General features: G+C 71.7%; 15 protein-coding genes. 9 read left to right on the plus strand and 6 right to left on the minus strand.

Features of this window, described 5'->3' with window-relative positions; all coding sequences use genetic code 11:
* The first annotated feature begins 9 nt into the window (after nucleotides 1-9).
* Together HCA44_RS12985 and HCA44_RS12990 are read left to right on the plus strand one after the other, a co-directional pair.
* Complete coding sequence (locus tag HCA44_RS12985) at nucleotides 10-1,353, plus strand: 3-oxoacyl-ACP reductase (RefSeq protein ID WP_169648990.1); 1,344 nt, start codon at nucleotides 10-12, stop codon at nucleotides 1,351-1,353.
* Complete coding sequence (locus HCA44_RS12990) at nucleotides 1,353-2,216, plus strand: MaoC/PaaZ C-terminal domain-containing protein (RefSeq protein WP_169649129.1); 864 nt, start codon at nucleotides 1,353-1,355, stop codon at nucleotides 2,214-2,216. Before HCA44_RS12985 ends, HCA44_RS12990 begins: the two co-directional genes overlap by 1 nt.
* Nucleotides 2,217-2,370: 154 nt before the next feature.
* Here HCA44_RS12990 and HCA44_RS12995 read toward each other — a convergent pair whose 3' ends face one another.
* The 3 genes from HCA44_RS12995 to HCA44_RS13005 form a co-directional block, all read right to left on the minus strand.
* Nucleotides 2,371-2,973: a TetR/AcrR family transcriptional regulator gene (locus HCA44_RS12995; RefSeq protein ID WP_169648991.1), complete on the minus strand. Its 603-nt coding sequence runs from the start codon at nucleotides 2,971-2,973 to the stop codon at nucleotides 2,371-2,373.
* A 113-nt stretch (nucleotides 2,974-3,086) separates the two neighbouring features.
* Nucleotides 3,087-3,404: a hypothetical protein gene (locus HCA44_RS13000; protein ID WP_169648992.1), complete on the minus strand. Its 318-nt coding sequence runs from the start codon at nucleotides 3,402-3,404 to the stop codon at nucleotides 3,087-3,089.
* Between the two features lie 39 nt (nucleotides 3,405-3,443).
* A complete protein-coding gene (locus HCA44_RS13005) occupies nucleotides 3,444-4,604 on the minus strand; it encodes a glycoside hydrolase family 3 N-terminal domain-containing protein (RefSeq protein ID WP_169648993.1) in 1,161 nt (386 codons plus the stop codon).
* A gap of 220 nt (nucleotides 4,605-4,824) precedes the next feature.
* On the opposite strand from HCA44_RS13005, the gene HCA44_RS13010 reads away from it, so the two are divergent.
* From HCA44_RS13010 to HCA44_RS13020, 3 genes are all read left to right on the plus strand, one after another.
* A complete protein-coding gene (locus tag HCA44_RS13010) occupies nucleotides 4,825-5,298 on the plus strand; it encodes a universal stress protein (protein ID WP_169648994.1) in 474 nt (157 codons plus the stop codon).
* A 161-nt stretch (nucleotides 5,299-5,459) separates the two neighbouring features.
* Nucleotides 5,460-5,633 (plus strand): DUF2613 domain-containing protein, encoded by a 174-nt coding sequence (locus tag HCA44_RS13015; RefSeq protein ID WP_169648995.1) that lies wholly within the window; start codon nucleotides 5,460-5,462, stop codon nucleotides 5,631-5,633.
* 28 nt (nucleotides 5,634-5,661) lie between these two features.
* Entirely contained in the window at nucleotides 5,662-9,921 is a 4,260-nt protein-coding gene (locus HCA44_RS13020; RefSeq protein ID WP_206038099.1) for a DUF3367 domain-containing protein, read from the plus strand.
* Here the strand turns inward: HCA44_RS13020 and HCA44_RS13025 are convergent.
* Nucleotides 9,807-10,922 (minus strand): acyltransferase, encoded by a 1,116-nt coding sequence (locus HCA44_RS13025; RefSeq protein ID WP_169649131.1) that lies wholly within the window; start codon nucleotides 10,920-10,922, stop codon nucleotides 9,807-9,809. The two genes, HCA44_RS13020 and HCA44_RS13025, sit on opposite strands and share 115 nt — an antisense overlap.
* A 304-nt stretch (nucleotides 10,923-11,226) precedes the next feature.
* On the opposite strand from HCA44_RS13025, the gene HCA44_RS13030 reads away from it, so the two are divergent.
* Nucleotides 11,227-12,456 carry a DUF3068 domain-containing protein gene (locus HCA44_RS13030; protein ID WP_169648997.1) on the plus strand — a complete coding sequence of 410 codons (1,230 nt, stop codon included), beginning with the start codon at nucleotides 11,227-11,229 and terminating at the stop codon, nucleotides 12,454-12,456.
* 156 nt (nucleotides 12,457-12,612) lie between these two features.
* Here HCA44_RS13030 and HCA44_RS13035 read toward each other — a convergent pair whose 3' ends face one another.
* A complete protein-coding gene (locus HCA44_RS13035) occupies nucleotides 12,613-13,749 on the minus strand; it encodes a polysaccharide biosynthesis protein (protein WP_206038100.1) in 1,137 nt (378 codons plus the stop codon).
* 219 nt (nucleotides 13,750-13,968) lie between these two features.
* Between HCA44_RS13035 and HCA44_RS13040 the strand changes: the two genes are divergently transcribed.
* On the plus strand, nucleotides 13,969-15,711 hold the full coding sequence (locus HCA44_RS13040) for a hypothetical protein (protein ID WP_169648998.1): 1,743 nt from the start codon (nucleotides 13,969-13,971) through the stop codon (nucleotides 15,709-15,711).
* Here HCA44_RS13040 and HCA44_RS13045 read toward each other — a convergent pair.
* Nucleotides 15,670-16,881: a glycosyltransferase family 4 protein gene (locus HCA44_RS13045; protein WP_169648999.1), complete on the minus strand. Its 1,212-nt coding sequence runs from the start codon at nucleotides 16,879-16,881 to the stop codon at nucleotides 15,670-15,672. The genes HCA44_RS13040 and HCA44_RS13045 overlap by 42 nt on opposite strands.
* A 146-nt stretch (nucleotides 16,882-17,027) precedes the next feature.
* Here HCA44_RS13045 and HCA44_RS13050 point away from each other — a divergent pair, with 146 nt between their 5' ends.
* Complete coding sequence (locus tag HCA44_RS13050; protein ID WP_169649000.1) at nucleotides 17,028-17,801, plus strand: class I SAM-dependent methyltransferase; 774 nt, start codon at nucleotides 17,028-17,030, stop codon at nucleotides 17,799-17,801.
* Between the two features lie 35 nt (nucleotides 17,802-17,836).
* The gene (locus tag HCA44_RS13055; protein ID WP_169649001.1) at nucleotides 17,837-18,727 is read left to right on the plus strand and encodes an ROK family protein; all 891 of its coding nucleotides are present in this window, start codon (nucleotides 17,837-17,839) and stop codon (nucleotides 18,725-18,727) included.
* The last annotated feature ends 34 nt before the right edge of the window (nucleotides 18,728-18,761 follow it).

Genomic DNA, 18,761 nt, shown 5'->3' on the forward strand with positions numbered 1-18,761 from the left:
GGTGGGAACGTGGCAGCGAAACAAGCGCCCGACCTGTACTCGCAATTCCTCTCCTCCGGCCCCGGCGGCTTCCTCGCCGACAAGGCGGGCCTGCCCAAGCCCGAGCCGCTGCGCCGCTACCGGGCAGGCGAGCCGGCACTGCCCGGCCCGCTGCTGATCGGCGGCAGCGGACGGCTCGTCGAGCCGCTGCGCGAGATGCTGTCCGACTACCCGGCTGCGCAGCCGCACGACACCAAGCTCGGCGGGCTCCTGTTCGACGCGACCGGCATCGAGACGATCGACGACCTCGTGCAGCTGTTCGAGTTCTTCCAGCCGCACATGCGCAGCCTCGCACCGTGCGCGCGTCTCGTCGTCGTCGGCACCACGCCCGACCAGGCAGGCAGCGTCGACGCACACATCGCGCAGCGCGCACTCGAAGGCTTCACCCGCAGCGTCGGCAAGGAACTGCGCCGCGGTGCGACTGTCCAGCTCGTCTACCAGTCGCCCGCCGCCACCCCCGGCGCGTCGGGCCTCGAGTCGACGCTCCGGTTCGTGCTGTCCGCCAAGTCCGCCTTCGTCGACGGCCAGGTGATCCACGCCGACGACAAGGACTCGGTCGCCCCCGCGAGCTGGGACAAGCCGCTCGACGGCAAGATCGCCGTCGTGACCGGTGCGGCGCGCGGCATCGGAGCGACCATCGCCGAGGTGCTCTCGCGCGACGGCGCACACGTCATCTGCGCCGACATCCCCGCCGCGGGAGAAGCGCTGTCGCAGACCGCGAACAAGGTGGGCGGCACGGCGCTCGCACTCGACGTCACCGCGCCCGACGCGGCCGACAAGCTGGCCGAGCACGCCACGGAACGCCACGGCGGCATCGACATCATCGTGCACAATGCGGGCATCACGCGCGACAAGCTGCTCGCCAACATGGACGAGGGCCGTTGGAACTCGGTCATCGGCGTCAACCTCGCTGCACCGCACCGCATCACCAACGCGCTCGTCGAGAAGGGCGTGCTGCGCGAGAACGGCCGAGTGATCGACGTGTCGTCGATCGCAGGCATCGCGGGCAACCGCGGCCAGACCAACTACGGCGCGTCCAAGGCAGGCGTCATCGGTCTCGTGCAGGCCGAGGCTCCGGTGCTCGCCGACAAGAAGATCACCATCAACGCCGTCGCTCCCGGCTTCATCGAAACCGCGATGACCGCGGCCATCCCGTTCGCGACGCGCGAGGCCGGACGCCGCATGAGCTCGCTGTTGCAGGGCGGCCAGACCGTCGACGTCGCCGAGACCGTCGCGTACTTCGCCAGCCCCGCATCGAATGCCGTCACCGGCCAGATCGTCCGCGTGTGCGGACAGGGCTTCCTGGGCGCGTGATGGCACGCGACACGGTCCACCTCGACCGGCTCCCCAGCACGCTCGACATCTACGCGCGCGCGGTGCGCAGCGCGCTGCCCGTCGTCGGCGCCCACGGCACCACGGCCCCGTCCACCACGATCGCGGTGGACGGGCTGCGCGTCGACCCCGACAACCTCGCCGGCTACACCAAGGTGACCGGGCTACGGCTGTCGGACTCGCTGCCGATCACCTATCCGTTCACGCTCGTGTTCCCCGTGGTCATGAAACTCATGGTGTCCGAAGGCTTCCCGTTCCCCGCGATCGGTTCGGTGCACGCGGAGAACGTGATCGAGCAGCTGCGCCCCATCTCGTCGAGTGAGCCGCTGGATGTGCGGGTGCACGCCGAGAACCTGCGTGAGCACCGCAAGGGCATGCTCATCGACGTCGTGAGCGAGGTGAGCGTCGGCCGCGAGCTCGTGTGGCGACAGACGTCGAGTTTCCTTCGGCAGCAACGCACGTCACTGTCCGACGCGCCGCGCCCCGAGCCCAAGGCCGACGAGCTGCCGCCGCCTCCGCTGCGCACCCTGCGAGTGGACCAGACGACGATCGGCCGCTACGCCGCGGTGTCGGGCGACCGCAACCCGATCCACGTGTCTTCCCTGGGCGCCAAGGCATTCGGATTCCCGAAGACCATCGCACACGGCATGTGGACCGCCGCCGCGGTGCTGTCGACCGTCGAGGGCCGCGTGCCCGATGCCGTGACCTACAGCGTGCGGTTCGGCAAGCCGATCGTCCTGCCTGCGACCCTCAACCTGTACGCCGATCAGACGTCGGACGGGTGGAATCTGGCTGTGCGGCACCCGAAGAAGGGCTATCCGCACCTCACGGCGACGCTGCGCTGACCCAGCCGGCCGGGCACGATGTCACACCGTGTGCGCTCGATGCACACGGTGTGACATTGCGGCCTGCGGCCGAGGGGTGACATTGCGGCCTGCGGCCGGGGGGTGACATTGCGGCCTGCGGCCGAGGGGTGACATTGCGGCCTGCGGCCGGGGATCAGTCGGACTTCTTCTTGCTGCCCGCGAGGCCACGCCACGCGAGCTGTTCGAGGAGATCGGCGGCGTGCTCGACGGAGATCTCGCCACCCGCGACCCGGTCGGCGACCGCCTCACCCGCGCCCACCAGGGCCACACCGAAGATGCGGAAGTCCTGGTCGGGCGACGGCTCCTTGGTGCTCGACTCGATGAGGTGCGCGGTGAGCTCGACGAGGCGGTCGCGGCTGGTCTGCACCGTGCCGACGAACGCCTGCTGCCCGAGTGCCTGCCGGTAGAGCACCATCCACGAATCGCGGTTCTCGCCGACGAAGCCGAGGAACGACTCGAGCGCGACTCGCAACTGTTCGCGCGGCGTGAGCGTGGGATCGCCTGCGGGCGAGAGGGCCTCGACGAATCGCGCGGCCTCGCGCTGAATGCACGCGGCGAACAGTTCGTCCTTCGAGCCGTAGTACAGATACAGCATCGGCTTCGAGATCTCGGCGCGGGCCGCGATCGCGTCCATGGACGTCTCGTGGAAGCCGCGTTCGGAGAACACTGCGACGGCAGCGTCGAGCATCTGCTGCTCGCGGACTGCGCGCGGCAATCGCTTGGTACCGCCTGCCATTCGCCCTCCAAACCGTAGTGAACCACTCGATCTTACCCTACGGTAGGAAAGGCCTGGTCAGCACGGGTGCGGTCGCCGCCGAGAGCAGGAACGACGCCGAGGGCAGAAACGATTCAGTACGGATTGCCCGCGTTGTACGCGTACTGACGCTCCATGTAGGCCTGCGTGTTCGCGTCCGGAACGGCAGTGGGATCGAGGCAGTAGCCCTTCTGAGTCCACGCGAACGTGCCGGTGCCCCAATCGAACTTCCACTCGTACGGGCACTCGGGCGGCTGCGGCGCGCACACGTGACCCTCCGGGCAGGTGGCCGTGACGGCGGCCGCGGGTGCCGCGAGCCCGACCGCGCCCACCACGAGCGCACCCGCCGCCAGCGTTCCTCCGGCAGCGACGCGGGCAACGACACGGCTAGCCGTGATTGCACGTACCGACACGAAAACCTCCCCTACGCAACAAATTCTGCGCAGAGGACGTTAGCAGGACAACAGCCCTTTCGTCCTTGCGATACTCGTCACAGCGTCCGTGACGCGCTGCTGCGAGAGCCGGCCGGAGTCCATCTCCGCCTCGAGATGATCGAGCACGCGCGGCACGTCCTCGGTGGTGAGCCAGAGCGCCGAGTCGGCCCCGGCCTCGAGCGCCGCCGACACCGCCTCGGTGATGTCGTACCGGTCGGTGATCGCCTGCATGCCACTCAGGTCGTCGGTGAACACGATGCCGTCGTAGGGGTCGGCGCCGTAGCCGGAACCGTTACGCAGCAACGACATCGCCGAAGGACTGATGCTCGCAGGGGTGCCCGGTTCGGTAAGCCCGGGCACCTCGAGGTGGCCGACCATGACCCCGACCCCGGTATGAGCCAGCTCACGGAACGGCAGCAGGTCCTTCTCGACCAGTTCGTCGATCGGCGGCGTCGTGACCGAACCACGGTGCGAGTCACCGGAACCCGAGCCGTGGCCCGGGAAGTGCTTGATGACGGGGAAGATTCCCGCATCGCGCAGACCCTGCGCGTAGGCGCCTGCGTAGTGCGTCACGAGCGCGGGATCGTCGGAGAACGAACGGTCGCCGATGACCGCGTCGTCGGGCTGCGCACTGACGTCGACGTCGGGCGCGAAGTCGACGGTGATACCGAGGCTCGCGAGTCCGCGTCCCCGTTCGAGCGCCATCTCGTACACCTCGTCCGCGGACATCGTGCGCGCCGCTTCGCGGGCCGACGGGTCGGCCCCGAGTAGGTCCTCGACGCGCGACACGCGTCCGCCCTCCTCGTCGATCGTCACCATGACGGGCAGCTCGGACGCCGCCTGCACCCGGGGCACCTCGCGGTTCGCGAGCATCGACTCGTCGGTCCAGCTGCCGACGAACACGCCGCCCACTCCTTCGTCGCGCACCACCGACACCGCGTCGTCGGTGTCGGTGACACCGACGGTGAGCATCTGCGCGAGCTGCTGGCGCCGGGTGAGCGAGGACAGCAGGTCGGCGCCGCACTGCTCGGGGGCCGCCGCGCTGGTCGCCGCGTCGCCGGTGCGCGACGGCGGCGCGTCGGACGAAGGCTGCGGGTCGGGCGTCTGAGCGCCACCTGCCGAACAGCCCGCCAACAGACCGGCGCACGCGGACAGGGCGAGCGCGTACTTGAACCTCATGTACTCCGACGGTATCGGAAAGATAACGACGCGCCGCGCCGGGGAGACCCGCGTCACCCCGCCCACACCGTCGACGCCGGACCGAACCGGCTCGCCGTGCGCGCCTGAGATCGTTGGTGACCGGGCCTTCTGTTGTTAATCTGAGCGTGTCGTCGGGCCGGTTCCCCTGCCGGCCGCGAACCACCGGCCGCACCGGCTGGAACCACCGGGAGGTGTCGTCATGCCCGCCGATCTGGCGATGATCGCCTACGACGGAACGGACAACGCGAAGCGCGCCGTTCGGTACGCCGCCCGTTTTCTCGGCACCCGTCGCGTCGTCGTCGTCACCGCATGGGAGCCCATGGTCCGCCAGGCCGCGCGCATGTCGGGACTCTCCGGCGTACTGCAGCCCGAATGGGTGCCCGACGAGGAAGCCGAGGACGTCGCTCTCACCGACGCCCGCGCCCTCAACGACGAGGGCGTCGCACTCGCACGGGCCGAGGGCCTCGATGCCGAGGGCAAGTGCACCGAATGCAGCACGACCATCTGGAATGCGCTGGTCGAAGCGGCCGACGAGATCGATGCCGATCTGGTGGTGAGCGGCACGCGCGGGCTCACCGGGCTCCGCGCGCTGCTGCAGAGCAGCGTCGCCGACCACGTGCTCAAACACAGCCATCGGCCGGTCCTGATCGTGCCGCCGGGCCGCGACGACTGATGGCACCTGCGCCTGCCGCCCACCACCTCGCTTCGTGCGCCGGGGCGAGGCGTGGGCCACACCGCGCAGTCACGGATTCGTCAACGGGTGATACCTTGGCCGTGATATTTCGTGCGCGGCTCCTCCGCGCACGCCGATGAGCAATACGGTGGGAGACACGAATGCCGAAGTTCCTGATGCCCGGTGTGGTCAGCGCTGCGGTGGGAGCGGTCCTCGGCGTCGTCGCCGTCTTCGGCGTGACCGCGGCTGCATCCGACAACACCCGCCCGGAGATCGACCGCAGCGGCAACGCCGACTCGTCGCTGCTGAACCAGGTTGAATACGGCAGCCGCTGACGGCGCAGAACACGTTCCCTCCCGCCCGCTGCGGGCTCGGATCGACCGACGCCCGCTGAGCAGGCGCTGGCTCGCCGCGGCGAGTGTGATCGCGTTCGTCGTCTCGTTCGCGCAGTCACCCGGCCGCATCGCGGCCGACACCAAGTACGACCTCACCGAGAATCCGCTCGGCTTCCTGGGGCGTGCCGCGCACCTGTGGAGCAGCCAGGCCCCGACGGGCCAGGTGCAGAACCAGGCGTACGGCTACTTCTTCCCGCACGGCGCGTTCTTCGCGCTCGGTGATCTGCTGTCGATCCCGGCGTGGATCACCCAGCGCGCGTGGTGGGCTGTCCTGCTGATCGTCGGATTCTGGGGCATCGTCCGCCTCGCGGAAGCGATCGGCGTCGGCAGCCGCACGTCCCGTGTCGTCGCCGCGGCCGCGTTCGCGTTGTCGCCGCGGGTCGTGACGACGCTCGGTTCGATCTCGTCCGAGACGCTCCCGATGATGCTCGCGCCCTGGGTGCTGCTGCCCGTCGTCGTGGCGCTGCGGCCGGGCGAGCCGCCCCGGTCGATGCGCAGCCTCGCCGCGCGGTCGGCGGTCGCGGTCGCACTGATGGGCGCGGTCAACGCGGTCGCGACGCTCGCTGCGTGCCTCGTCGCCGTCGTGTGGTGGCTCGCGCACCGCCCGAGCCGTCGCTGGTGGGTGTTCACCGGGTGGTGGGCGCTGTTCGTCGCGCTCGCTGTCGCCTGGTGGATCGTGCCGCTGCTGCTGCTCGGGTCGGTGTCGCCGCCGTTCCTCGACTACATCGAGTCGTCGGGTGTCACGACGCAGTGGGCCTCTCTCGGCGAGATCCTGCGCGGCACCGGCAGCTGGACGCCGTTCGTGTCCCCCGAACGGATCGCGGGCGCGGTGCTCGTCACGCAACCCGCCGCGGTGGTCGCGACGGGTGTCGTCGCAGCGGCGGGTCTGGCCGGTCTCGCGATGCGGGCGATGCCCGCCCGCGGCCGGCTCGTGTTCGTCCTGTTCGTGGGGCTCGCCGGCCTGTCCATCGGCTATGTCGGCGAGCTCGCGGGGCCGTTCGCGGAGAGCGTCCGCGTCTTCCTCGACGGAGCGGGCGCGCCGCTGCGCAATGTGCACAAGCTCGAACCGCTCGTGCGGTTGCCGATCGCACTCGGCCTCGCGCACCTGCTCGCGCGGGTGCCGCTGCCCGGTTCGGTGCCCACACAGCGGTGGCGCAGCGCGCTCGCGCATCCCGAACGCGAGAAGTCGGTGGCCTTCGCGACGCTCGTACTCGTCGCGCTCGTGCTGTCGACGTCGCTCGTGTGGACCGGCAAGCTCGCGCCGCGCGGCACCTACACCGAGGTACCCCAGCACTGGCACGACGCGGCGCAGTGGCTCGAGGACCACGCGTCGGGCGACTCTCCTGCGACCTCCCAGCGCGCCCTCGTCGCACCGGGCGCGCCGTTCGGCATCCAGACGTGGGGGCTCACGCGCGACGAACCCCTGCAGGCGCTCGCGTCGACACCGTGGACGGTGCGCGACTCGGTGCCGCTCACGCCGCCCGGCGCGATCCGGGCGATGGACTCGGTGCAGCGCCTGCTCGTCGACGGCCGTCCCTCCGACGGCCTCGCGCGCACCCTGCTCGGCCAGGGCATCTCCTACCTCGTCGTCCGTAACGACCTCGACCCGGAGACCTCCCGGTCGGCGCGGCCGATGCTCGTGCACCAGGCCGTGAACGGTTCTCCCGGGTTCGAGAAGGTCGCCGAATTCGGGGACCCCGTCGACGGACAGGAACCCCACGACGTCGTCGAGGACGGCGACCTGCGGCCCGCCTATCCGGCCGTCGAGATCTATCGCGTCGGCGATCCGGTCTCCGGCGAGACGGCGACCGTGGGTCCCTACACGAGCGAGCTCGCGGACGTGGCGCGCGTGCAGGGCGGGCCCGAGTCGCTGCTGCGGCTGCACGAGAGCGACGCGATAGCCGGTCCCGTCCTGACCGCCGCCGATGCGGCCCGCGCGGGACTGCCCGTCGACGACGTCCTCGTCACGGACACTCCCCGCAACCGCGAGACGGACTACGGGCAGGTCGACAACCACAGCTCGGGGCTGCGCTCGCCGGACGAACCGCGCCGCACGTTCAACGAGGTCCCGGACTATGCGGTCCCGGACACTCCCCGCGTCGAGGGCGAGTGGAGCGGCGCGACGATCACGACGTCCAGTTCGGCTTCCGACGCGACCCAGCTCGGTGGCGCCGCACCCGGCGCGAGCGCCGCGGCAACCGTCGACGGCGACCCCGCGACCGGGTGGTTCAGCAATCTCAGCGAGACCGCACGCGGCCAGTGGCTGCGTGTCGACCTCGACCATCCGGTGCCCAGCGGGCTCCTGCACATCACGACGAGCCCGAACGCGCTCGGCCCACCCGTCAAGTGGATGGAGGTGTCGACACCGAACGGGTCGACCGCCGTCAAGATCGACAAGCCCGGCGAACCGGTCACCGTGTCGCTGCCCGGCGGTTCGACGCCGTGGGTGCAGATCACCGCGATGCGCACCGAGAACGGGTCGGCGGGCGTGCAATTCGGCATCAGCGACGTGCAGGTCGAGGACTTCTCGGACCGGGCCGCACCGGTCATGGTGCCGATCGAGCACCGCACGGCGCTGCCACCGACGCCCGACGGCGCCCGCGTCGACGGCTGGCACCTCTCGCAGGAGTTCCCGGGCAGGCGCGCGTGTGCCGACGCACCCGACCGGGTGCGGTGCGGCGGCGCCTTCCCGATGCCCCCGGAAGAGGGCGGCACGTTCGAACGCACGCTGTCGGTGCCCGACGCGACGACGGTCTCGCCAGGGCTGACCGTGCGCGCACATGCGGGTGCCCGCCTCGAAGAACTGCTCGCCGATCCGTCCCGCGCGAGCGCAACCGGACCGAGCGACGTCGCCGACCTGCGGGGCGCCGCATTCGCCGCGACGGACGGCGACGTGCGCACCGCGTGGACGGCGCAGCAGAAGACCGTCGGCGGCAGCGGACCACTGCCGACCCTCACGATCGAACTACCCGAACCCACCGAGGTCGCCGCGCTCGACCTCGCCCCGAGTCTCGGCAAGCTGCCCGCCGCACCCACCCGTGTCGCGGTCGACCTCGGCTCCGGGACGCAGGTGCGCGACGTCGAGGACGACCGAGTCGACCTCGAGCCGCACGTGACGCAGCGCATCGTGCTCAGCCTCGTGTCGTCGGAAGAGGTGTGGGGACCGAACCCGTTCGGCTACAACGAGCGCCAGCCCGGTGGCGTCGCCGAGGTCACCGTGCTCGGTCCGGACGGGCAGCCCGTCGCGGGCTCGGGCCCGCGTGCCGACGCAGGCGCGCGTGTCGTCACGGTGCCGTGCGAGACCGGGCCGACGCTCCGGGTCGGCGAGCAGACCGTGCGGCTGTCGGTGAGCGGCACGGTCGACGACCTCCTCGCGGGCCGTCCGGTCGCCGCCACCGCGTGCGATCCGGCCCCGCTCGCGCTCGCCCAGGGCCGCGTCGACGTGTCGGTCGACCCGACGCCCGCATTCTTCGTCGACGCACTCGACCTTCGCCCCGACGGCGGCGCCGTCTCCGGCACGGGCGCGCAGCGTGTCCCGGCGGACACCACCACGTGGAGCAACCAGCACCGCGAGGTGACGGTCGACGCGCAACGCGACCAACTGCTCGTGGTGCCCGAATCGACCAATGTCGGATGGAAGGCATCCGCACCGGACGGCAGCGAACTCGTACCGGTCGTCGTCGACGGCTGGCAGCAGGGCTGGGTGCTGCCCGCAGGCACGCACGGCACCGTGACGCTCGAGTACACGGCCGACACGTGGTATCGCGGCACGGTCTTCGGTGGTCTCGCGCTCCTGATCCCGCTGCTCGTGTCGGCGCTGTGGCCGTCGCGCAGGCCGCGCGGTCACGGCGCTGCGCCGCGGCCGTGGCGCAGCACTCTCGTCGCACTGCTCGGCGTGCTCGCGACGACCGGAATCGTCGCGGGCGTCCCCGGGGTCGTGACGACACTCGTGGTGGCCGCGGGCGCGGCGCTCGTGGCCCGCACCCGCGGTAAGGCGGTCGCGGCGCGAGGGCTCGTCGTGCTCACCGGGCTCGCAGGGGGCGCCGGCTTCGCGGTGCTCTCGACCGGTCCGTGGCGGTCGTCCGACGGGTACGTCGGGCACTCGTTCTGGGTTCAGTTCCCGTTGCTCGTCGCGCTCGCCGCACTCGGCGTCGCCGTCGCGCCCGCATCCCGCCTGCTGATCCAGCGGTTGACGGCGCGGCGGGCCGGTTCCTCGACCAAGGCGTAGCTCGCGGACGCGACGGCGATGCTCAGCACCACCGTGCCGGCCAGGACCACCACGAAGTTGCCGCCGAACGCGCGCACCCCGAACATCGGGAAGACGACCGCGAGCACCGCGAGATGCCACACGAAGATGCCGTAGGACCAACGGCCGATCGCGAGCGCGGCCGGGCTCGCGAGGAAACGGTGCGTGCCCTCGCCCAGCACGAGCGGCGCGAGCAGTGTGAAGCTCATCACCGCACCGAGCGCGATCTTGATCGAGTACTGCCACGGCTCCGGGTCCGCGAGCCCCGGCGGGCCCGCGAGCTCGGTGGCGGCGAGGCCGAAGGCGACCGCCGCCACGAGCGTCATCACCGCGCGATGCGACCCGATGCGGTGCACGAATCCGGGCGCGCTCACGACCAGCTCGGCGAGCACCATGCCCGCGCCGAACCACGGCAGGTAGCCGGGCAGCCAGTTGTGGTGCGTGATGTGCTCGGGCGTCGGGATCGGCAGGTAACCCCACACGAGGCTCGCGGCCATCACGGCGAGCATCACCGGGATGCGCCATCGGGCGGCCGGCCCGCGCAGCCGGACGAATGCGAGCGCGATGAACGGCAACACGAGATAGAAAGCCACCTCGACCGACAGGCTCCACATCTGTGTCAGGCCGTCGGTGAGGGTGAGCGGCACGAACACCTGCAGCAGACCGAGATTCGCGGCCCACGTGCGCAGGCTGCCGCCGTTCGCGTTCGGCAGGAACAGCAGCACGAGCGTGACGCACACCCAGTACGCGGGCAGGATTCGCGTGGCGCGCGAGAGCCAGTAGCGCAGTATCGGACGCGGCGTGCCCATGCCGCGGGCCGCGGCGGCGTGCGGCCGCCACAACAGGTAACCCGACAGCGCGAAGAACAGTGCCACCGCGAGGTCGAACCGGCCGAGGACGCGCCCGACGACGGCGGGGTCGTGCGTCGCCGTCTGGAACGCCACGTGCGTGACGACGACGCCGAGGGCCGCGAGACCGCGCATCCCCTCGAGCGCGGGCACGAACTCGCGCGCCCCCGCGGGGACGCGGCCCGCGTCGCGGGCGTCGACGACGTCGGTAGCGGTCACCGCACCAGTGTGCCCGTAACCGCCGGTCAGCCGGGGCCCACCCCGGCTGGATCACCATCGTCACGCTCGTCCGTTTACTATCCGGTAGGGAGCGTGCAGCCTGTCGGCTGTTAGTGTTCTGCCTCACGTGGCGTCGATGTGGGCTCCATGCGAGCCGTGCGGCCCGGCTGCCGGTGAGGAAACGTCGATATCGACAACCCTGATGTTAAGGAGAGACAGCATGGCGGAGCGCTCTGGGCCGAGCCGGGTAATCGCGCTGATCCTGGTTGGCCTCGGTGTCTTCCTGTTGGCCGTTGCAATTCTTGTACCCGTATACAGCAAGGGCAAACTCGCGAAGACACCGCTCGACCTGGAGGTCACCACGATCGCCGAAGGTACGGGCAAGGTCCTCGACGCCAAGTCTCTCACCGACCAGGAGCCCGGCCCGAAGGTCGACGAGGACGTCCCGATCATCGCGCAGCGCTATGTCACCACCGAGGACCCGTCGAACGCCGACGACATCACGGTGCAGGCGGGCCAGACGGTGCGCCGCACCGACAAGCAGGGCGACACCGGCCTGCTGACGGCGTCGGTCGACCGCGTCACGATGGACCGCAAGTCGTCGATGCCGACGAACGATCCGGTCGGCACGGTGCAGACGTCCGCCGACGCGCCCGCGCTCGAGGTCGAGCGCGACGGCCTTCAGTACAAGTTCCCGTTCGACTCCAAGCAGGAGACCTACCCGTACTGGGATCTCAACGCCCGCGAATCGTCGCCCATCGACTTCGTCGAGGAGACCGAGATCAACGGCCTGAAGGTCTACCACTACAGCCAGGAAGTGGGCCCGTTCGACCTGTCGAAGGCCGATCCGTCGGCTCCCACGAACAAGCTGCAGCTGCCAGCATCGGCGTGGGGCGTCGAGGGTGGCGAGCTGCCGATCACGATGACCCGCTGGTACACCAACACGCGTGACCTGTGGGTCGAGCCGGAGACGGGCGTCGTCGTCAAGGGCCAGGAACAGATCCACCAGTACTACGCGCGCAATAAGGCGCGGCCCGAGATCGACGTGCTCGACGTCTCGCTGCCGTTCAACGAAGAGACCATCGAGTTCCAGGCGCAGCAGGCACGCGACGGCATCGACCAGCTCAACACGTTCGCACGCACGCTGCCGATCGTCGCGGGCATCGTCGGCGTCATCGCCCTGATCGGCGGCGTCGTGCTCGGCCTGCGCAGTGGCCGAGGCCGCGACGGCGAGCCCGTCCCCGCGGGTGGCCCGGTTCCGCCGAACGGTGGCGACGACACCGCGGCAGCACCCACCGAGCAGTTCGGCCGCTCCGACTACGCCGACCGCAACTACGGTTCCGCGGACTCGGACGCCGAGACCACCGAGATCCCGCGCGACTGGAACGGTGCGAGCGACTCCGAGACGACTCAGCAGATCCCGCGTACCGATCCCGATCGCGACCGGTAACAGCACTCACCGATGCCCCCGTCCCTCATGGGACGGGGGCATCGGTGTTTCCGGGGACTCGAGACTCGTTCGTCGTCGCTCGGTGCCCGCTCGGTACCCACCCCGCTGTGCGCACTTTGCGAGTCCAGGTGCGCCGAAATCGCTCACGGGGGCGGGTCAGCGTGCCGCGCGGAGCGCGAGGACGCTCGCCGCGACCGCCGTGAGCGCGGCCGCGACGGCGGCGATCGCGATCAGCTGCCCCACGGTGCCCGCGACGGCGAACATGACGGCGACCTCGACGGCGAGCGCGGCCCACGCGACAGCCGCGAGCCGCGTGCGCCCACCGGCGATGGCCGACAGCAGCGCGCCCTGAACGACCGCGAGGCACGCGCCCTGCAGTGCGAACGCCCACAGCAGCGACTGCACGGGGCGATAGGCGTCTCCCACCACGAGCGGGAGCAGCGGCGCCGCGATCGCGGCGCCCGCGACGACGAGCGCGCCGATACCGCACAGCACGGTGAGCGCCGAGCGGACGGCACGCCCGGACTGCGCCGGATCGGCCATCCGCGGATACAACACGACGCCGACGGCCTGCGGCAGCCAGAACGCGGCCTTCGTCGCGACCGCGCCGAGCGCGTACAGCCCCGCGTCGTCGACCGGGAGCACGATGCGGGCGATCAACAGGTCGACCGACGACATCGCGATGAGCGCGAGCTGCACCTGCGACGCGCGCAGCACGGCCGTCGCACCGACGACGTGGCCCGCCGTCGAGCCTGCGTGCTCGGTGTGCGCGAACACGCGGGTGAGGACGACGAGCAGCGCGGTGCCCAGCGTGCTCGCGAGCAGTGCAGGCCCCGCCGACGACGTGAGGGCGAGCAGAACCACCGCAGGCACGACCTTGGCGACACCCGCACCCGCGAGCACCACGCTGAGCCCCGCGAACCGCGCCTGACCCTGCAGCAGTCCCTGTTCGCCCCCCAGGAGCACGAGCACGGGCGCGCTCAGCAGCGCGGCCGCCGTGGCGACGACGCCGGTGTCGAGGGCCCACGCAGCCGCAGGCACCGCAACCAGCGCGAGCACGCCCACGATTGCCGCCGTGCGGTAGGTGAGCCGGCGCAGCGCAGGCACCGGCGCACCGTGCACCTGTTCGCGCGCGACGACCGTCTGCAGCGCGAGCGCGGGCACCGCGAGCACGAGTTGGGCCGCGAGGAGGCTCGCGAACTCGCCGTAGCCGGCAGGCCCGAGCCACCAGCTCGCGACGAGTTGCAGCCCGTACGACGCGACATTGGCGGTCATCGACCCCGCCGTGACCATCGTCATACCTGCGACGGCGGGACGTGCGACGCGCGAGCTCACTGTGTGGGAGGACGCGTGGGTGCCATGGGGATCATGATGCCGCATGCCGTACGACCGGCTGGGTGCCCTGGCGGCTGAACGCTGGACGCCATGTCGGCTGAACGCTGGACGCCATGTCGGCTGAACGCCGCGGGCCGCGACGGTCCGGGCGGTGCGGACTGCGTAGGGTGGCGGCCCATGGAGGTGCACCGGGAGACACAGGTGCGCCGCGAGCCGGGCGCGCACCGGCAGTCGTGGCTTGCCGCCGCCTACAGCGCCGTCCTCACCGCCGTGATCCTCGGACCGCTGCTGGGGCCCGGGTACCTGTTGCTGCGCGACGCGGTCAGCACGCCCCGTTCGTACGTCACCGACTCGGCGCTCGGACTGACCGACGCCGCGGCGCGCGCGGTGCCGCAGGACGCCGCGATCGCAGTGCTGAGCACCGTCGTCGACGGCGGGATCGTGGTCAAGGCGATCATGTTCGTCGCACTCACCCTCGCGGGCCTCGGCGCCGCGGTGCTGACGCGCACGGTGCTGCGCGGTGCCGGCGTCGGCGCGCAACTGGTCGCGGCGACCGTGACGTTGTGGAACCCGTACGTCGCGGAACGACTGTTGCAGGGCCACTGGAGCCTGCTCGCCGGCTACGCCGCGCTGCCGTGGACGGTGTGCGCGGTCCTCGCGCTGGTGCGCGGCGAACGGCGCGCGTGGTGGAGCCTCGCGGTGTGCTTCGCGGCGGCGGGGCTCACGCCGACGGGTTCGCTGCTCGTCGCGGCAGCCGCGGCCGCGGTGTTCGTCGCCGCGACAGTCCTCCGGGCCCGCGGCTCGTGGCGCGGTCTGTGCGCCGCATTCGTGCTGTGGTGTGCGAGCGCGTCGCCCTGGCTCGCCGCGACGGTGGTCGCCGGCGGCGGCACGTCCGACCCCGCCGGAGTGGCGGCATTCGCCGCCCGCGCCGAGCCCGGCCTGGCGACGCTCGGCTCGCTCGCGGGCCTCGGCGGCATCTGGAACGCCGACGCGGTACCCGCGACCCGCACGTCGCTGTTCGCGATCGCGGGCACGGCGGTTCTGCTCGGCGTCGTCGCATGCGGGTTGCCGTCGTTGTGGCGGCGCAGGCGTGAACCCGTCGTCGCGGGGCTCGCGGTGCTCGCGGTCGTCGTGATCGTCGGGGTCGCGCTCGCCGCGACCCCGCCCGGGCTCGCGGCAGGCCGGTGGGCCGTCGAGTCCGTGCCCGGCGCGGGCTTGCTGCGCGACGCGCAGAAGTGGGTCGCGCTGGCGGTGCCGTTCTACGCGCTCGCCGCTGCCGCGGGCGTGCACGCGCTGCGCGCCGTGTACCGGCCCGCGCTGTCCGCCGTCGCGGCGCTCGCGGTGGTCGCCGCCCTGCCGGACCTCGCGTGGGGCGTCGGCGGGACGCTGCGGCCCGTGCAGTATCCGGCCGCATGGAACGGCGTGACCGCCGCGGTGCGCGACGAACCGGGGGACGTCGCGGTGCTGCCCGGCGGCATGTTCCGGCAGTGGGGCGAGTTCCCGGTGCTCGATCCCGCGCCACGCATGCTGCCGTCGGACGTGCTGCAGACCGGCGCGCTGCCGGTCGCGGGCGGATCGGTCGCGGGTGAAGGTGCGCGGGCCGCGCGGGTCGAGGAGGCGCTGCTCGCGGGGGCGTCCCCGAGCACTCTCGCCGACGAGGGGGTGCGCTGGGTGCTGGTCGAGCACGGCACGCCGGGGCCGCTCGGCGAGTCGTCGCGCACGCTCGCCGGCCTCGAGCAACGGTTCGCCGACGACGACCTCACGCTGTACCGGGTGCCGGGCGACGTGCCCGAGACCGGTGCCACGCGCAGTGCGCGCGCGGCGGTCGGATCGGGGCACGTGCTGTGGGCGCTCGTCCTGGTCGGCGGTGCGGCGGGATCAGTCCTGACGGGCAGGCAAGGCCGACGACACCAGACCTGACACGAAGCGGCCCGCCGCCGACTGTTCCAGCACGCTCAGCACGCCGCGGCCGGTCTGCGGCCACGAGAACTCGCGGGCCCGCTCGCGGGCCTTCTCGCCCAGCACGCGCCGCGCGTCGGTGTCGCCCAGGAGCGCGCCGATCGCGTCGGTGAGTTCCGCGACGTCCGCCGCCCGGCCTGCCGGGCCGTCGGGACCGGCCGCGCTGCCGACCAGCACCCCCGTGACGCCGTCGACGATCGAGTCGGTGAGCCCCTTGGAACTGCGGTATCCGATCGTGGGCACGCCGTGCTGCGCGGCCTCGACGACCGCGAGCCCCCAGCCCTCCTTGCGGGACGGCATGACGTGCACCCACGAGCGGGCGAGCAGCTCGTGCTTGCGTTCCTCGCTCACGTGCCCGTGGAAGGTGACCGACTCGCTGATACCGAGGCCCGCCGCGTACTCGCGCAGGTTGTCCTCCCACCAGCCGCCGCCGATGACGTCGAGGTGCAGATCGCGCACCTGGGTACGCAGCGACGCGATCGCGTCCAGCGCGTCCTCGATCTGCTTGTGCGGCACGAGCCGGGACAGCACGCTCACGCTCGGGTAGGGCGTGCGCGACGCGTCGGCGTCGGCGGTGGGTGTCGGATCCACACCGTTGCGGACCACCGCGATGCGCTCGCGGTCGACACCGAGGTCGACGAGCTCGTCGGCCGACGGCAGCGACACCGTCAGGTACTGGTTGCGGGCGTGCACGCGCGGCGAAAGCGTCGATTCGACCCACCAGCCGAGCCGTCCGACGAGCGCGCCCGCGACCGGCCACTGCTCGCGATGGCAGTGGTGCACCAGCACGGTCACGGGAGCACCCGCGACGACGCGCGAGAAGAACGGGATGCCGTTCTGCGTGTCGATCACGGCGTCCGGGCGGATCCCCTTGAGCGGCCCGAAGCCCAACCTGCCGGCGGCGATCGCGAGCAACGCGCGCGGGTAGACGCCGTAACGTCCGCCACCGCGGCTGACACGCACCCCGTCGATCGTCTCCGAACGCGGTGCGCCGGGGTAACGTGCGGTGCGGTAGGTGACGCGGATGCCGCGCGCGGCGAGTTCGGCGCCCACCTGTTCGAGATAGCGTTCACTGCCGCCACCCTGCGGGTGGCCGGTGTCGCGCCAGCACAGCAGCAGAACCTCGTGCACGTTCGTGAACTCCCTGTGTGACGACAACGACGACGGACCGGCGCCCGGGAGGCGGGACACGTCCGGGCACCACACTAACGGTCGGTTACCGACGGGTCAGCATCCTCGTCCGAACCACAGACTCGCCACAACTAGAGTGGCCGCTCGTGACCGTGCCTCCCGTCGCCCGCCCGTTCGCCCGCCGGGCCACCCTGAAACGGTCGTTCGCGCTGCTCGGCGACTTCCGCTACGAGCAGAGCGCACCCGAGATCTTCTACGGCGCGCTCGCCCGCGACTCCGTCGAACTCGTCGGCGACCTGTACGCCGGGCTGACCGGTGCCACGCTCGACGGCACGACCGTCCTCGACGTGGGTGGCGGTCCCGGATACTTCGCCGACGCGTTCGGCGCCGCGGGCGCGCGGTACGTGCCCGTCGAACCCGATCCCACCGAGATGCACGCCGCGGGCCGCGCACCCGGCGACTCGATCCGGGGATCGGGGATGGAACTGCCGATCCGCACCTCGTCGGTCGACGTGTGCTTTTCGTCGAATGTCGCCGAGCACGTGCCGCGGCCGTGGGACATGGGCGAGGAGATGCTCCGCGTCACCAAGCCGGGTGGGCTGACCGTCGTGTCCTACACCGTGTGGCTCGGCCCGTTCGGTGGGCACGAGACCGGGCTGTGGCAGCACTACGTCGGCGGCGAGTACGCGGCCCGGCGGTACCGGCGCGTGCACGGCCACGAGCCGAAGAACCGCTTCGGCAGGTCCCTGTTCCCGGTGGGCGCCGCCGACGGCCTGCGCTGGGCCCGGTCGACGGCATCGGGCGAACTCGTCGCTGCGTTCCCGCGCTACCACCCGCGGTGGGCGTGGTGGATGGTGCGCGTGCCGGTGCTGCGCGAGTTCCTGGTGAGCAATCTGGTGCTGGTGTTCCGCAAAGTGTGAACTCGGCCGGCCCCCGGGGTGGTATCCCGGATTCCATGAGCGTGCAACTCGCACTCGACGTCGGCGGCACCAAGCTCGCGGCGGGCGTGGTCGAGCACGGCCGGGTGACGCGTCCGGTGCGGGTCCCGACGCCGTCCGGCCACCCGGGGGTGTGGGATGCCTGCGCGCGACTGCTCGTCCAGGTCGCCGACGGCCGCCGCGTCGACGCCGTCGCGATCGCCTCCGCGGGGCCGGTCGACACCACGGCAGGGACGGTCGCCCCGATCAACATTCCCGAGTGGGCAGACGGTTTCGCGATCACCGACGCGGCGGGCGGCCTGTTTCGCGGCGCACACGTGCAGCTCGTGGGCGACGGCGCCGCGACGGCGCTCGGCGAGCACCGGCACGGCGCGGGCCGCGGCACCCGCGATCTGCTCGCCGTGGTGGTGTCGACCGGTGTCGGCGCCGGTCTCGTGCTGGGCGGCCGTCCCGTGTTCGGCCGCACCGGCAATGCGGGCCATCTCGGGCATGTCGTCGTGCACGGCGAGGACTCCCCGTGCACGTGCGGTGGACGGGGTTGCCTCGAGACGGTCGCGAGCGGTCCCGCGTCGGTGCGATGGGCGCGCGAGCGCGGCTGGCCGGGCGAGACGGGGATCGACCTCGCCCGCGACGACGGGGATCTGGCGACGGCGGCGCTGGCACGGGCGGGGACCGCGCTGGGCGAGGCCTTCGCGTCCGCGGCGGCACTGCTCGACGTGGACCTGGTCGTCGTGGGCGGCGGCTTCTCGGCCGCCGGGCCGCGGCTGTGGCAACCGATGCGCGAGGCCGCGCGTCTGCACGCACGACTGTCGTTCACGCGTCCGCTGCGGATCGTGCCCGCCGAGTTGGGCGGCGACGCGAGCCTCGCGGGCGCGGCAGTCCTCGCGACGGGGCAGCCCCTTCCCTAAATCTGCAACGTGTTCTAGTGTTCTGGGTCACAAG

Origin of the sequence: Rhodococcus sp. HNM0569, from assembly GCF_012726205.1 — a bacterium.
GTDB lineage: Bacteria > Actinomycetota > Actinomycetes > Mycobacteriales > Mycobacteriaceae > Rhodococcus_F.

Coding starts and splice junctions, on each gene's coding strand:
- HCA44_RS13040 (WP_169648998.1), top strand. CDS start 13,969: ATGGAGGTGCACCGGGAGACACAGGTGCGCCGCGAGCCGGGCGCGCAC.
- HCA44_RS12995 (WP_169648991.1), bottom strand. CDS start 2,973: ATGGCAGGCGGTACCAAGCGATTGCCGCGCGCAGTCCGCGAGCAGCAG.
- HCA44_RS13015 (WP_169648995.1), top strand. CDS start 5,460: ATGCCGAAGTTCCTGATGCCCGGTGTGGTCAGCGCTGCGGTGGGAGCG.
- HCA44_RS13030 (WP_169648997.1), top strand. CDS start 11,227: ATGGCGGAGCGCTCTGGGCCGAGCCGGGTAATCGCGCTGATCCTGGTT.
- HCA44_RS13055 (WP_169649001.1), top strand. CDS start 17,837: ATGAGCGTGCAACTCGCACTCGACGTCGGCGGCACCAAGCTCGCGGCG.
- HCA44_RS13005 (WP_169648993.1), bottom strand. CDS start 4,604: ATGAGGTTCAAGTACGCGCTCGCCCTGTCCGCGTGCGCCGGTCTGTTG.
- HCA44_RS12990 (WP_169649129.1), top strand. CDS start 1,353: ATGGCACGCGACACGGTCCACCTCGACCGGCTCCCCAGCACGCTCGAC.
- HCA44_RS13025 (WP_169649131.1), bottom strand. CDS start 10,922: ATGCGCGGTCTCGCGGCCCTCGGCGTCGTCGTCACGCACGTGGCGTTC.
- HCA44_RS13010 (WP_169648994.1), top strand. CDS start 4,825: ATGCCCGCCGATCTGGCGATGATCGCCTACGACGGAACGGACAACGCG.
- HCA44_RS13035 (WP_206038100.1), bottom strand. CDS start 13,749: ATGGTCACGGCGGGGTCGATGACCGCCAATGTCGCGTCGTACGGGCTG.